At 35.6% G+C, this 15,484-nt stretch carries 13 protein-coding genes and 4 tRNA genes; 15 read left to right on the top strand and 2 right to left on the bottom strand.

Features of this window, described 5'->3' with window-relative positions; translation table 11 throughout:
• Positions 1-29 precede the first annotated feature (29 nt).
• Positions 30-650: a thiamine phosphate synthase gene (gene thiE / locus QZU81_RS03645; protein WP_295589479.1), complete on the bottom strand. Its 621-nt coding sequence runs from the start codon at positions 648-650 to the stop codon at positions 30-32.
• Complete coding sequence (gene thiM / locus QZU81_RS03640; RefSeq protein ID WP_292851856.1) at positions 647-1,513, bottom strand: hydroxyethylthiazole kinase; 867 nt, start codon at positions 1,511-1,513, stop codon at positions 647-649. Before thiM ends, thiE begins: the two co-directional genes overlap by 4 nt.
• 114 nt (positions 1,514-1,627) lie before the next feature.
• On the opposite strand from thiM, the gene QZU81_RS03635 reads away from it, so the two are divergent.
• From QZU81_RS03635 to QZU81_RS03565, 15 genes are all read left to right on the top strand, one after another.
• Positions 1,628-1,701: transfer RNA gene (locus QZU81_RS03635), tRNA-Thr, on the top strand.
• A 161-nt stretch (positions 1,702-1,862) separates the two neighbouring features.
• A tRNA-Tyr gene (locus QZU81_RS03630) sits at positions 1,863-1,936 on the top strand.
• A gap of 129 nt (positions 1,937-2,065) precedes the next feature.
• Positions 2,066-2,137: transfer RNA gene (locus QZU81_RS03625), tRNA-Asp, on the top strand.
• Between the two features lie 22 nt (positions 2,138-2,159).
• A tRNA-Lys gene (locus tag QZU81_RS03620) sits at positions 2,160-2,233 on the top strand.
• A 42-nt stretch (positions 2,234-2,275) separates the two neighbouring features.
• Positions 2,276-2,515 (top strand): DNA-directed RNA polymerase subunit H, encoded by a 240-nt coding sequence (locus QZU81_RS03615; protein WP_292828108.1) that lies wholly within the window; start codon positions 2,276-2,278, stop codon positions 2,513-2,515.
• Positions 2,516-2,750: 235 nt separating this feature from the next.
• Positions 2,751-4,304, top strand: coding sequence for a DNA-directed RNA polymerase subunit B'' (locus tag QZU81_RS03610; RefSeq protein WP_292828111.1), 1,554 nt, complete (start codon positions 2,751-2,753; stop codon positions 4,302-4,304).
• Between the two features lie 9 nt (positions 4,305-4,313).
• Positions 4,314-6,755 carry a DNA-directed RNA polymerase subunit B gene (gene rpoB, locus QZU81_RS03605; RefSeq protein ID WP_342764258.1) on the top strand — a complete coding sequence of 814 codons (2,442 nt, stop codon included), beginning with the start codon at positions 4,314-4,316 and terminating at the stop codon, positions 6,753-6,755.
• 16 nt (positions 6,756-6,771) lie between these two features.
• A complete protein-coding gene (locus QZU81_RS03600) occupies positions 6,772-9,783 on the top strand; it encodes a DNA-directed RNA polymerase subunit A' (RefSeq protein WP_295589476.1) in 3,012 nt (1,003 codons plus the stop codon).
• Positions 9,784-9,791: 8 nt separating this feature from the next.
• A complete protein-coding gene (gene rpoA2 / locus QZU81_RS03595; protein WP_292852729.1) occupies positions 9,792-10,973 on the top strand; it encodes a DNA-directed RNA polymerase subunit A'' in 1,182 nt (393 codons plus the stop codon).
• A gap of 8 nt (positions 10,974-10,981) precedes the next feature.
• Positions 10,982-11,281, top strand: coding sequence for a 50S ribosomal protein L30e (locus tag QZU81_RS03590; protein ID WP_292828119.1), 300 nt, complete (start codon positions 10,982-10,984; stop codon positions 11,279-11,281).
• Positions 11,282-11,287: 6 nt separating this feature from the next.
• Positions 11,288-11,719 carry a NusA-like transcription termination signal-binding factor gene (locus QZU81_RS03585; protein ID WP_292828122.1) on the top strand — a complete coding sequence of 144 codons (432 nt, stop codon included), beginning with the start codon at positions 11,288-11,290 and terminating at the stop codon, positions 11,717-11,719.
• 325 nt (positions 11,720-12,044) lie between these two features.
• On the top strand, positions 12,045-12,470 hold the full coding sequence (locus tag QZU81_RS03580) for a 30S ribosomal protein S12 (protein ID WP_067044341.1): 426 nt from the start codon (positions 12,045-12,047) through the stop codon (positions 12,468-12,470).
• A gap of 13 nt (positions 12,471-12,483) precedes the next feature.
• The gene (locus tag QZU81_RS03575; RefSeq protein ID WP_295589473.1) at positions 12,484-13,014 is read left to right on the top strand and encodes a 30S ribosomal protein S7; all 531 of its coding nucleotides are present in this window, start codon (positions 12,484-12,486) and stop codon (positions 13,012-13,014) included.
• Positions 13,015-13,042: 28 nt separating this feature from the next.
• Positions 13,043-15,244, top strand: a complete 2,202-nt coding sequence (locus QZU81_RS03570; protein ID WP_295589471.1) for an elongation factor EF-2 — start codon at positions 13,043-13,045, stop codon at positions 15,242-15,244.
• A 148-nt stretch (positions 15,245-15,392) separates the two neighbouring features.
• The coding region (locus tag QZU81_RS03565) for a GTP-binding protein (RefSeq protein ID WP_295589539.1) at positions 15,393-15,484 on the top strand (92 nt) is incomplete at its 3' end.

Genomic DNA, 15,484 nt, shown 5'->3' with positions numbered 1-15,484 from the left:
TTTACTTTTATCTCTTTTTTTTAATAAAATTATCTATTAAATATATTTAATAGAGTTTGTGATGCTTTTTTAGGATTTTCAGCACTCATTATTGCACTTACAACAGACAGTCCTGCAATTCCAGTATCCTTTAATTGGGATGCATTTTCTAAAGTAATGCCTCCGATTGCAACAACAGGAATGCTGATTGAATCAACAACATCCTTCAAGTCCTGTTTTGTAATTGAAGGAGCGTCATCCTTGGTTACTGTTGGAAATACTGCTCCAGTTCCGATATAATCAGCACCATCTTTTTCAGCTTTTTTAGCTTCATCAATGGTGGCTGCTGACACGCCTAAAATTTTATCTTCACCAATTAATTTTCGGGTAACATCACAAGGCATATCTGATTGGCCCACATGAACTCCCTCAGCATCTATGGCAAGTGCAACATCAACTCTATCGTTAATAATTAGGGGAACATTATATTTTGTAGTTATCTCTTTAACTTTCAGTGCTAAATTGTAGAAATCTAATGTTTCGGCAGTTTTTTCTCTAATTTGAACTACTGTAACTCCGCCTTTTATTGCTTCTTCAATAGTATTTAAAAATTTTTCAACATTGTCGCTTTTGTCGGTGACGAGGTATAATGATAAATCTATATTTTTCATAGTATCTTAATGTTTGATTCGTTAATTAAACTTTCGCTATTGGTTTTGTAAAGGTAATCGATTAAATAAGCTCTGAATGAACCGGTTCCTTCGTCTTTTTCTTCAACTTTAGCTCTTGCTTTTTCTCCCGCAATATTCATTGCTAGAATTGCAACAAGACTTCCTTCTAATGGGCTGGAACCGCCAATGCAACTTCCAACAATAGAGGATAACATGCATCCGCTGCCTGTGATTAGGGGCATCATGTCGTCTCCGTTATCAATGGCTATTGTTGTTTCACCATCTGTTAAAATGTCGATTGGGCCGCTTGCTAATATGACGGTGTTTAATTTAGATGCCAATTCACAAATCAGATTTCCATTTGCTTTTAGATTTTCTTCAGTAATTACATCTTCTGCATTTACATCAACACCTTTTGCAGTGTTGCTTTCATCTAAAACACCAAATAATTTAGCAATAGCCTTTATTTCACTGATATTTCCTCTAATTGCAGTTATATTATGATTTTTTATTAGGTCTACTGTTGTTTTATTTCTAAGTTCGGTTACTCCAACACCGACTGGATCCAATATGATGGGGGTGTTGGTTTTGTCAGCAGTTTCACAGCTTATTTTCATAGCTTCAATCTGATCTTTGCTTAATTTACCAATGTTTATTACAAGCACATCGGCAATGGTCACTACTTCTTCAAGTTCCTCTGCATCTTCTGCCATGAATGGTGAACCGCCTATTGCAAGAACTGCATTTGCACAATCGTTAATGGTTACTGAATTTGTAATACAGTGGGTTAAAGCATTTTTTTCTTTTATATTCTTTAAAGTTTCATCAATATTTTCTAGTAATTCAGTTTCATCATTTATCATGATTATTAATTATAATTTATTGTTATTTAAATTTTAGTATGATTTTTATTATTTATAGTAAAGTATTTAAAGAACTTTCAACATAATTTAATTTGTTCTATAATATTAACATGTGCCTCGGTGGCTCAGTCTGGTAGAGCGCGAGACTTGTAATCTCGTGGTCGCGGGTTCAATTCCCGTCCGGGGCTTTTAATTCATATGTTCCATATGAATTTTTTTGAATATTGTTAAAATTATAGTAACATTTATATATGGGTTAGCATAGATTATTATTAGTATGTTATCTACATACTTATTGTATGTGGGTCCGTAGGGTAGCTTGGTCGTCAAATCCGGGCGGACCCATTTTCCCGCCTTAGCTCAATTTGGCAGAGCGTTGGACTGTAGATCCAAATGTTGCTGGTTCAAGTCCGGCAGGCGGGATTTCAATTTAATTTATTTGAAATCATATATTTTTTGGGAAAATAATGTGATTTTCCAAAACATTTATATATGATGAAAATGATAGTAATTGATAGTGTATTATTTGTATTATGCTATTTGAGTGTCTATGCCCTGGTGGTGTAGGGGCTATCATGTGGGCCTGTCGAGCCCGCGACTCGGGTTCAAATCCCGGCCAGGGCGCTTCAAACTTAAATAGGATAATATGCCTGTAGCTCAGTCTGGCAGAGCGCTTGGCTTTTAACCAAGCGGCCGCGGGTTCAATTCCCGTCAGGCCTGTTTCTAATTTTATATTTTAACTTTTCTTTTGGAGGAAATATTTTGAAAAGTGAATTTGATATTCAAAAACATAAACTTGTACCCAAGCATGAAATCATGACTGAAGAAGAAATTTCAAATGAGTTTAGTGATGTGGATTATGATTTTAAAAACCTTCCTAAAATTAAAGTCACTGATCCTGTTGCAGAATCTATTGGTGCAAAACCTGGTGATATTTTAAGAATCACTCGTGAAAGTCAAACTGCGGGCGAGTTTATCACTTACAGAATTGTAGAAGTTTAAATATAAATTTAGAGTATTAAGTTTAATATAGTATAATTTCGATATTTTTTTGTTTTTTTAGAAATTCATTATAATAAATTTGAACTTAGTTTGAGAGGAATTATCTTAAAGGAGATAGTTAGGAGTAAATTAAGAATAATGATTAAATGAATTAGTTATTAGGTTTTTCCTATTATTTATTATTTTTATTTAGTTAATTATTTTTATTGCGTTTACGTAATGTTGGAGGATGTCCATGACAGAGAATAATTGGAAATTAGTTGATGCATTTTTCGATAAATATGATTTAGTGGACCATCATATCAAATCCTACAATGATTTTGTAAACAATAGGATTCAAAATATTATTGATATTACTGATCCTATTAGTTTAGATGATGGTAAATACACTTTAAAAACAGGGAAAGTTCGCATTGAAAAACCATCTAACAAAGAAGCGGATGGTTCTAGAAGTGAAATTGACCCTACTGAAGCAAGACTTAGAAATTTAAACTATTCTGCCGATATGTATCTTGAAATGGCATTAAATGAAGAAGGAGAACCAGAAAATCCTTTGGAAGAAGTATACATTGGTGAATTGCCAGTTATGCTTAAATCAGATATTTGCCATCTCAACGGTCTTAGTGATGAAGAATTAATTGAAAAACACGAAGACCCTCAAGACTTAGGAGGATACTTTATTGTAAACGGTTCCGAAAGGGCTGTTGTTACAATGGAAGAAATCGCTCCAAATAAAATTATTCTTGAACGTATTGGTGAAGTTGAAGACAGACATGCAAAAGCTGTTGTTACTTCAATTAAAAGTGGTTTCCGAGCTAGAATTACTTTAGAATACAAAAAACCACGTAAAAATAAAGCATTTTTAAGAATATCTTTCCCATACCTTCCTGGGGAAATACCATTAGTAGTGCTATTAAGAGCTCTTGGTTTAGCTACAGACCAAGAAATTGTTACAAAAATTTCTAAAGATAACAACTTCCAAATGATGATTGCAGATGATATTCAGGTTTCTGAAGAGGAATTAAATAAATTCATTGATCAATCTGTTATCAGAAATGGAACTAAAGATGAAGTAAGACAAGAATTACAAGATGCTGCTATTAAATACATTGGTAATAGAGTAGCTAAAAACATGCCAAAAGATTATCGTTACAAACGTGCTAAAGATGTCGTAAATCGTTACTTGTTACCTCACATGGGTACTGAAGAAGATAAATGTTACGATAAGGCGATTTATTTAGCTGAAATGACTGAAATGTTATTGGAAGTTATTGAAGAGAAAAGAAAACCTCACGATAAGGACCATTATACCAACAAAAGACTCAGAGTATCTGGAGATTTAATGGAAGACTTATTCAGAGTAGCTTTCACTAATTTAACCAGAGATATGAGTTATCAACTTGAAAGAAGTCTTTCTCGTGGTAAAGAACTTTCCATTAAACAAGCTGTTCGTAGTGATGTTTTAACTGAAAACATTAAACATGCTATTGCTACAGGTAACTGGGTTGGTGGAAGAGCTGGTGTAAGCCAATTGTTAGATAGGACCAGTTATATGGGAACCCTTTCTCATTTAAGACGTGTTGTATCTCCTTTAACTAGAAGTCAACCTCACTTTGAAGCAAGAGATTTGCACCCAACACAATTCGGTAAAATATGTCCAAACGAAACTCCGGAAGGACCTAACTGTGGTTTGGTTAAAAACTTAGCTTTAATGTGTAATATTTCAGAAGGTTCTGATGATAAAGAAATTATTGATGTAATTGAACAAATGGATGTAGAGTTGATTTAGGGAGGTGAAATGTTGTCTGATAATTATAAAAAAGCTAGTACTGATGAGAAAAAGGCATTTTTTTATTTTGGTTTTGAAAGATTAGCTCCTTTTAATCATGTTAAAGATGTTATCGAACAAGCCATAGAAGCTGCTGATGAAGAAACATTAGAAAAGATTAAAGAACAAATTGAGCATATTGAAAATTACTTTGATACTCCTGAATTAAAAGAAGATGACAGTTTGAATGTTCCATTTAAAAAAGATAAACGCAGAGCTAAATGGAAATCACTCAAAAAAGATTTGCCTGAATTTAAAAATGAATTAAATGAGTTAATTTCTCAAAAAATCGCTGAAATTGAAGGCGTTTCTGAAGAAGGCGAAGAAGGCGAAATTGCTCCTGTCGAATCTGAAGAAGTTGTTTTCGAAACTGCTGAATCTGATGATGGTGAAATTGCTCCTGTTGATGAAACTGATGTTGAGTCTGATGAAGGCGAAATAGAATCTGTTGAAGAAGGGGATATTGAGCCTGTCGAGTCTGATGAAGGTGAAATTGAACTTGTTGAAGAGGGAGATATTGAACCTGTTGAGTCTGATGATGGTGAAATTGAACTTGTTGATGAAGATGATATTGAACCTGTTATCGAAACTCCTGTTGAAGTTGAAAAGCCTAAAACAAAAATCTACATTAACGGTGAACTTTTAGGTTACTGTGAAGACCCTGTCAACTTCACTCAAGAAATGAGAGAAAAAAGAAGGAAAGGCGAAATCTCTCATGAAATGAACATTACCTATTATGAAGATAATGATGAGATATACATATTCAATGATCCAGGTAGGGCAAGAAGACCATTAATCATTGTTAAAGAAGGAATTCCTCTTTTAAGAGAAGAACACTTAAACAAAGTGGCTAATGGAAAATTAAAATGGGACGATTTGATTAATGACGGTCTCATTGAATACTTGGATGCCGAAGAAGAAGAAAACTCATACATTGCTATGACCTTAGCTGACTTGACTGAAGAACACACTCACTTAGAAATAGACCCAGCTACAATGCTTGGTATTTGTGCCGGAATCATTCCATTCTCTGATCACAATTCCTCTCCAAGGAACACAATGGAAGCAGGTATGACAAAACAAGCTTTAGGATTATATGTATCTAACTATGCATTACGTACCGATACTAGAGCACACTTGTTACATCATCCTCAAACTCCAATTGTTAAAACACGTATTATCGATTCAACTAATTACGATTTAAGACCATCCGGACAAAACTTTGTTGTAGCTTTAATGTCCTACGAAGGATATAACATGGAAGACGCAATGGTCATCAACAAAGCAGCATTAGAAAGAGGTTTAGCAAGGTCTTCATTCTTCAGAGCTTACGACACATCAGAAAAAAGATACGCTGGTGGTCAAGTAGACAAATTTGAAGTGCCTGACAAAAACATCAAAGGTTACAGATCCGAACAAGCTTACAGAAACTTGGATGATGACGGTGTAGTAAACCCTGAATCATACGTGGAATCCGGTGATGTATTAATCGGAAAAACTTCACCTCCAAGATTCTTAGAAGAAGACTTCGGAAGTGTTGCTGACAGAAGAAGAGAAACTTCCGTAACTGTAAGACACGGTGAAAAAGGTATTGTTGATGCAGTGCTATTATCCGAAACCGTTGAAGGTTCCAGATTAGCTAAAATCAGAGTAAGGGATACAAGACAACCTGAATTTGGTGACAAATTCGCATCAAGACACGGTCAGAAAGGGGTTGTCGGTTTAATATTATCCCCTGAAGACATTCCATTCACAGAATTCGGTGTTGTGCCTGACTTAATCGTAAACCCTCACGCTATTCCATCAAGGATGTCCATTGGACAGGTGCTTGAGATGGTTGCAGGTAAGGCAGGATGTCTTGAAGGTGAAAGAGTTGATGCAACTCCATTCAACCAAACCCTTGAAGAAGAAATCCAACAATTGCTTGTTGACAACGGATTTGAATCTGCAGGATGTGAATCCTTATACAGCGGTGTAACCGGTGAAAGAATTGATGCTGAAATCTTTGTAGGTGTTGCATATTATCAAAAATTACACCACATGACCACTGATAAGGTTTATGCTCGTTCCAGAGGCCCTGTCCAAGTGCTTACACGTCAACCTACTGAAGGTAGAGCACGTGAAGGTGGTTTAAGATTTGGAGAAATGGAAAGAGACTGTCTTATTGCACACGGTGCAGCATTAACATTGAAAGAAAGATTGCTTGATGAATCCGACAAATATGAGGCAATTGTCTGTGAAAACTGTGGTATGTTGGCAGTATATGATAAGAATAAAAATAAGAAATACTGTCCGATTTGTGGAGATGTAGAAACATACCCTGTTGAAATTTCATACGCATTTAAATTATTATTAGACGAACTTAAGAGCTTATGTATTTTCCCTAAATTAGTTTTAGGAGACAAAGCATAATTAAAGGAGATAACACATGAAAGCATTTATTAAAAAAATTGAAAGAATTAACTTTGGTTTAATGTCTCCTGAAAATATTCGTGACATGTCTGTTGTCACTGTTGAGTATCCTGATACTTATGGTGATGACGGTTTCCCTATTGATAAAGGTTTAATGGATCCTCGTTTAGGTATTATCGACCCAAGTTTAGTATGTAGGACTTGCGGTTCCAAAGGAGGAGTATGTCAAGGACATTTCGGTAGTATTGAGTTAGCAAGACCTGTTATCCATGTTGGTTTTGGTGATGTCATCCACAAGATTTTACGTTCTACTTGTAATGAATGTGGTCGTGCTCTTTTAACTGATGATGAGATTAAAGAGTACACCAATAAGATATTAGAACTTAAAGCTCAAAATGAAAGTATCGGAGGCATTCTCAAAAAGATTTACGAATTGGCTAACAAGAAGGAATGTGATGAATGCCCTCACTGTGGTACAATTCAAGATAAAATCATTCTTGACAAACCTGTTTCAATGGTTCAAATCATCAACCCGCTTTGCGAATTCAAGAAAGTATTCTATGATGAAATGTCTGCAGACAGCATCAGCATTGGGGAAATAGGTCCTATTTCAAGAGAAATAGTTGAAAATAAAGAGGAATATTTCCAAAACAGATTGTTAGTTAACAGCAATCTTTTAGAATTGTTGTGTGAACATTTGCATAATGTTGATGAAATCATTGATATTTTAGATTCAGATGATGAAATCGATGCTTCTTATGAATTATCCAATACCCAATTGAACAATATTTTCAAAACTATTGTTGACAGCAACGGATTAATTGAAGAGTATAAGTTAACTGCTTCTGAAGTTCGTGAAAGACTTGAAAAAATCACTGATGAAGATTCATTTGTTTTAGGTGTAAACCCTGAAGTTGCAAGACCAGAATGGTTAGTATTAACAGTACTTCCTGTTCCTCCTGTAACTGTAAGGCCATCTATTATCTTGGATACCGGTGAAAGATCAGAAGACGACTTGACTCACAAGCTTGTTGATATCTTACGTATCAATCAACGTTTACTTGAAAACATGGAGGCTGGAGCTCCACAATTAATCGTTGAAGACTTATGGGAATTATTACAATATCACGTTACAACTTACTTTGATAATGAAGCAAGTGGTGTTCCGCCTGCAAGACACAGGTCAGGCAGACCACTTAAAACCTTGACTCAAAGGTTAAAAGGTAAAGAAGGACGTTTCCGTTCCAACCTTTCAGGTAAAAGGGTTAACTTCTCAGCCCGTACAGTAATCTCACCTGACCCAAACATCAGTATTAATGAGGTCGGTGTTCCTGAAATGATTGCTAAAGAAGTAACCGTGCCTGTCCACGTAAACGAATGGAACATCGATGAAATGAGAACCTACATCGAAAACGGTCCTGATGTTCACCCAGGTGCAAACTACGTAATCAACGGTGACACCAAAAGAAGAGTCACCGAGGAGACCAAGGAATTCATCCTTGAGAATTTGGAACCTGGTTACATTATTGAAAGACACTTGAAAGATGGAGATATGGTTTTATTCAACCGTCAGCCTTCTCTTCACAGAATGAGTATGATGGCACACGAAGTAAGAGTTTTACCTTACAAGACTTTCAGGTTAAACTTATGTGTTTGTCCTCCATACAATGCGGATTTCGATGGGGACGAAATGAATATGCACGTTTTCCAAACTGACGAGTCCCGTGCAGAAGCAAAATCATTGATGCGTGTACAGGAACACATCTTATCTCCAAGGTTCGGAGGACCAATTATCGGTGCTATTCACGACCACATTAGTGGAGCATACCTCTTAACCCGTGACGGTGTCGAATTCACTGAAGAACAAGCTTTACAAATTATCAGAAAATCTCACCTTAAGATTCCTGAATTCAAATCCAATCAATGGATTTTAAAATATGACCCTGACTTTGATGAGGAATCTTTCATTTACAAGGATAAAGGTGACAAATGGACCGGTAAAGAATTGTTCTCATTATTGTTACCTAATGACTTAAACTTATCTTATACTGCTGAAATTTCCAAATGTCCTGAGGTCTATCCTCCTGAAGATGCTGAAGTTATAATTAAAAACGGTATCCTTGAACAGGGTGTAATAGACGAAAGCGCATATGGATCCTTTTCAGGTAAAATATTAGATAAAATTGTTAAAGAATATGGTCCTGGAAGAGCTAAGGAATTCTTAGATCGTTCCACTGACTTAGCAATCTGTGGAATCATGAAAACCGGTATTACAACCAGTTTAAACGATGAAGAAATTCCTGAAGAAGCTCAAGACCGTATTAATGAGCATTTAGACAATAAGATGGCTGAAGTAGATAAGCTTGTTGAAGCTTATGAAGAAGGTTATCTTGAAGCTTTACCTGGTAGAAGTTTAGCTGAAACCTTAGAGATGAGAATCATGCAAGTTCTCGGGGAAGCTAGGGATATGTCTGGTCAAATCGCTGAACATTACCTTACTATGGGTAAGCAATCTCTTGATGATACATATGACCATGTAATGGCTGTTGAAAACCACTCTGTAGTAATGGCTCGTACCGGTGCAAGGGCATCCATGTTGAACCTTACTCAGATTACTGCATGTGTAGGACAACAGGCAGTTAGGGGTGGACGTATCGAAAGAGGATACATCAACAGAACCCTGCCTCACTTCAAGAAAGGTGAGTTAGGGGCAAAGGCAAAAGGATTTGTTCACTCAAGTTATAAATCCGGACTTGACCCAATTGAATTCTTCTTCCACGCAATGGGAGGAAGAGAAGGTCTTGTAGATACAGCGATCCGTACCGCACAATCCGGTTACATGCAAAGAAGACTTGTAAACGCTTTACAAGACTTGCAAGTCAAACCATCCGGACTTGTTACCGATAACCAAGGAAACGTTATCCAAACCATGTTCGGTGAAGATGGTGTAGACCCTGCAAAATCCGATTTCGGTAAAGCAGCAAACTTAGACAAACTTATTGATGAAATAAGGATGGAAGGTAAGTAGGTGTAACTATGGATGAAATAAGAACTAAAATTAATGAAATGATTGCTGAGATTAATGAAACAGAAAATCTCGACATTGCTTTTCCAGATAGTTATATCGAAGATTTGGCTGAACATTATATCAGTAGAGATTTAACTGACGATGAGTTAAGAGAACTCATCATTAAGCTTAAACTTGCCTATGACCGAGCTCACGTTGAAGCTGGCGAGGCTGTTGGTACAGTAGCTGCACAATCTGTTGGTGAACCTGGTACACAGATGACCATGCGTACTTTTCACTATGCAGGGGTAACTGAGTTAAACGTAACATTAGGTCTTCCAAGACTTATTGAAATTGTAGATGCAAGAGAAAAAATCAAAACTCCTACCATGGATATCTATTTCACTGATGAATATAAGAACGATGAGGAGTTCGTTAGGACTTTAGCTAACAAGATTGGTAAAAGTACTATCAATGATATTCTCAAGGACTTCAATTTGAATTATGGTACTATGGAAGTCGAAGCTGTTTTAGATAATAAGAAGATTGCAGAAAAAAGACTTGACAGAGAAGAAATTAATGCAAAAATCGAAAAACAGTTCAAAAAAGCTACAAAAATTGATGGTGATGATGTAACTATATCATTCACTAAAACCGATTCTGATTTTGTGATTCGTGAACTTCGTCTTTTAGCGGACAAATTCCGTGACTTGCAAATCAGTGGTATTAAAAATATTGGAAGGGTCATCATTCGTCGTGATGATGAATGGATTATCCATACCGAAGGGTCAAACCTTAAGGAAGTTCTTTCCATGGAAGGTATTGATCAGGTAAGAACTACCACTAACAACATTCACGAAATCGGCCAAGTTTTAGGTATTGAAGCGGCTCGTCAATCTATTATTGATGAAGCTCAAAAAACCTTATCAGAACAAGGTCTTAGTGTTGATGTAAGACATATTATGTTAGTTGCAGATATTATGACTTCTGAAGGTGTAGTCAAATCCATTGGAAGACATGGTATTAGTGGTGAAAAATCAAGTGTTTTAGCTCGTGCAGCTTTTGAAGAAACTGGTAAACATTTACTTCACGCAAGTATTCGTGGCGAAGTTGATGATTTAACAGGTATCATCGAAAATATTATTATTGGACAACCAATACCTCTTGGTACCGGTTCTGTCGGTGTCAAAATGGATTATAAAAATAAATAGGAGGCTAGATGATGGACGTAGATAGAGGAATCAGAGTAGCTGTCGATACTGGTGACGTAATATTAGGCTCTGAAAAATCAATTCAATCTTTAAAATTAGGAAAAGGCCAACTCGCAGTAGTTGCTGCTAACGCTCCTAAAGAAATTCTTGAAGATGTTGAATATTATGCAAATCTTTCCGAAATTCCATCTATCGTTTACGATGGAACTAGTGTAGATTTGGGTTCTGTTTGTGGTAAACCATTTACTGTTGCTACATTAATCATTAACGATCCAGGAGATTCTACAATATTAGACGATTTGAGGTAGATTTAAGTGTCTATTAAACTTAGTGCAAATGAAATTAGATACATAGCTCTTTTCGAAAGTATGACTGGAGCAATGGTTAAAGATTGCATTATCGATGATGAACATGGTAAAGTCACTTTTGTTGTAAAAAATGGTGACATGGGACTTGCTATCGGTAAAGGTGGAAGTTCAGTATCTAAAGTTCAAAGAGCAGTAGATAAAGGTGTTGAAATCATCGAATTAGACGATGATCCAATACAGTTTATTAAAAATGTTTTATCCCCTGCAAAATTACAATCTGTTAAAGTAAGTCAAAAGCAGTCAGGCGAAAAAATAGCTACTGTCACAGCAGACAATACCAATAAACGTATTGCTATCGGTAAAAATGGAATTAATATTGAAAGAGCTAAATTATTAGCAAATAGACAACATAATATCGACAATATTATATTAAAATAGCTTTCGGGCTATTTTTTATAATTTATTTTTTTTAAAATTACTTTTTTTATTTATTTTAATATAGAAAATACATACCTTTATAAAGGTTAAAACATATAAATTATCATAAGATATCTGTACTGTTTATAACTTGACTATGTGTGCTTTTTGTCTAAGTTTTTACTATTATTATCACGATATCTTCTTTTAGATAATGTATTTTATCTAATTAATTAATTATACTGATTTATATCTTAGAATTTAGATTGTACTATTAGATAATAGTATAAATCGCAGCGGTGGATTCTTAGATATGCTTTTTAACAAAAAATTCGAGGAAGAAAATATGCCAGGACTTTTTGCTGCAAAAAAACTTAAAAAAAATAGACAAAATTTTAAGTGGAAAGATGTAGATTACAAAAGAAGAGCTTTAAGATTAGACGTTAAAGCGGATCCTCTTGAAGGAGCTCCTCAAGCTAGAGGTATTGTAATCGAAAAAGTAGGGATAGAAGCAAAACAACCTAACTCTGCTATCCGTAAATGTGTACGTGTTCAATTAATTAAAAATGGTAAACAATTAACTGCTTTCGCACCAGGTGACGGAGCTATTGGTTTCATTGATGAACACGATGAAGTAATGATTGAAGGAATCGGTGGACCATCCGGAAGATCCATGGGGGATATTCCTGGAGTCCGTTGGAAAGTTTCCAAAGTTAATAACGTAGCTTTATCAGAAATGGTAAGTGGAAAAATCGAAAAACCTGTAAGATAAGGTGGTTATATTTATGAGTAAATTATTTGATAAATGGGATCTCGATGAAGTAAAAGTTGAGGACTTAGGTTTAGTAAAATATATCTGCTTAGATGAAACTTTAGTTCCACATACTTCTGGTAGACATGTAAAAAGACAATTCGCAAAATCTAAAGTATCTATTGTTGAAAGATTAATGAACAAGATTATGAGAACCCATCTCAACTCTGGTAAGAAAAACAAAGCTTACAACATCGTAAGTAAAAAGAACCCTGTTCAAGTTTTAGTTACTGCAGTTGAAAACACTGCACCTCGTGAAGAAACTACCCGTATTAAATACGGTGGTATTGGATACCAAGTTGCTGTAGATATTTCTCCACAAAGAAGAGTTGACCTTTCTTTAGGATTTTTAACCAGAGGTACTTTACAATCTTCATTCAAAAACAGAAAATCTGTTGCTGAATGTTTGGCTGATGAATTAATTCTCGCTTCTGAAGAAGATTCAAGAAGCTTTGCTTTACAAAAAGCTGAAGAGAAAGAAAGAGTTGCTAAAGCAGCACACTAATCATATTACGTTTATTTAGGTGGTTATCTTGAGTAGAAGAGACAAAATGATTGCAAAAATCAAAGAATTGATGTACGAACCTGAACAAATCAGAAACATTGGTATCTGTGCTCACATCGATCACGGTAAAACCACTTTATCTGATAACTTACTTGCAGGTGCAGGAATGATTTCCGAAGAACTTGCTGGTGACCAAAGATTCTTAGATTTTGACGAACAAGAACAAGCACGTGGTATTACTATCGACGCAGCTAACGTATCCATGGTACACGATTACAAAGATCAAGAATACTTAATCAACTTAATCGATACTCCAGGTCACGTTGACTTCGGTGGGGACGTAACTCGTGCTATGAGAGCTGTAGATGGTGCAGTAGTTGTAGTTTGTGCTGTAGAAGGTATCATGCCTCAAACTGAAACCGTATTCAGACAAGCATTAAAAGAAAACGTAAAACCAGTTTTATTCATTAACAAAGTTGACAGATTAATCAACGAGTTAAAATTAGAACCTGAAGAATTACAAAAAAGATTCATCAACATCTTCATGGAAGCTAACAAATTGATCAAAAACATGGCTCCTGAAGACAAAAAAGATGAATGGGCATTAGACTTCACTAATGGTAGTGTTGCTTTCGGTTCAGCATATCACAACTGGGCTATTAACGTTCCAACTATGCAAGAAACTGGAATTAACTTTAAACATATTATTGATTACTGTAACGCTGACAATGAAAAAGAATTAGCTCAAAAAGTACCTTTATCCGATGTATTATTAGGTATGGTAGTTGAACACTTGCCTTCCCCTAAAGAAGCTCAAGTTTACAGAGTACCTAACATCTGGGATGGAGACATCGAATCTCCTGCTGGTGAATGTATGGTAAATACTTCTCCTGACGGACCTTTAGCTGTAATGGTTACCAACGTATCAGTAGATAAACACGCTGGTGAAATCGCTACCGGTAGGGTTTACGGAGGAGCAATCGAAAAAGGTACAGAAGTATTTATGGTCGGTTCTCACGGTAAATCCAGAGTTCAACAAGTAGGTGTATACTTTGGACCTGAAAGGGTTAACACCGATAAAGTTCCTGCTGGTAACATTGTATATATTGCTGGTGCAAAAGGAGCTATCGCTGGTGAAACCTTATGTTCTCCTGAACACAAGATTAAAGAGTTCGAAGGATTAGAACACATCTCTGAACCTGTAGTTACTGTTGCTGTAGAAGCTAAAAATACTAAAGATTTACCAAAATTAATTGAAGTATTAAGACAAACCGGTAAAGAAGATCCTACCGTTAAAATTGATATTAACGAAGAAACCGGTGAACACTTAGTATCAGGTATGGGAGAACTTCACTTAGAAGTTATCGGTTACAGAATTAGTGAAAAAGGTGTAGACATCACTACTTCCGAACCTATTGTTGTATACAGAGAAACTGTAAGACAATTATCCCCACAAGTTGAAGGTAAATCCCCTAACAAACACAACAGATTCTACATTACTGTTGAACCTATTGAACCTGAACTCTTCGCTGCAATCCAAGAAGGAGACATTAAAGAAGGCAGAGTAAAAGGTAAAGAATCTGCTAACGACTTCATGGAACATGGTTTAGATAAAGAAGAAGCTAGAAGAGTATGGGCTGTTCACAACAGAAGTATCTTCCTTAACATGACTCGTGGTATTCAATACTTAGATGAAGTTAAAGAATTATTACTCGAAGGATTTGAAGAAACCTTGAAAAAAGGACCTTTAGGAGAAGAAATCTCCATGGGATTAAAATTCAAACTCCACGATGCAAAACTTCACGAAGACGCAGTTCACAGAGGACCTGCACAAGTATTGCCTGCAATCAGAAACGCTATCTTAGGTTCTATGATGCTTGCAGAACCAGCATTACTCGAACCAATGCAAAAAGTAGTTATTGACACTCCTAATGATTACATGGGTTCCTGTACTCGTGAAATCCAAAACAGAAGAGGTCAAATTGTAAACATGGGTCAAGAAACTGGAGATATGGCAAGAATTGAATCTAAAGTGCCTGTAGCTGAAATGTTTGGTTTCGCTGGTGACATCAGATCTGCTGCTGAAGGTAGATGTTTATGGTCTACTGAAATCGCTGGATTTGAACCACTCCCACGTGAGATGCAAAATCAAATCGTAAGAGAAATCAGACAAAGAAAAGGCTTATCTGCAGAACCATTCCCTGCAAGCCACTACTTAGGTGATATGTAAAATTAAAAATTTTTAATTTTTTTATTTTTATATTTTTATTTATAAAAAAAACATTATCTATTTATATGTTAAAGTATAAAAGTAACATTTAAGCTAACATTTAAGCTTATAGATATGTTTGTTAATATTTACAAAAGAGGTTATTATAATGGCAAAAGAAAAAGAACATCTTAACTTAGCATTTATTGGACACGTTGACCACGGAAAATCCACTTTAGTTGGACACTTATTATTAAAAGC

This window comes from uncultured Methanobrevibacter sp., from assembly GCF_902770715.1.
GTDB lineage: Archaea > Methanobacteriota > Methanobacteria > Methanobacteriales > Methanobacteriaceae > Methanocatella.
This window is presented reverse-complemented; position numbering and strand designations above follow the sequence as displayed.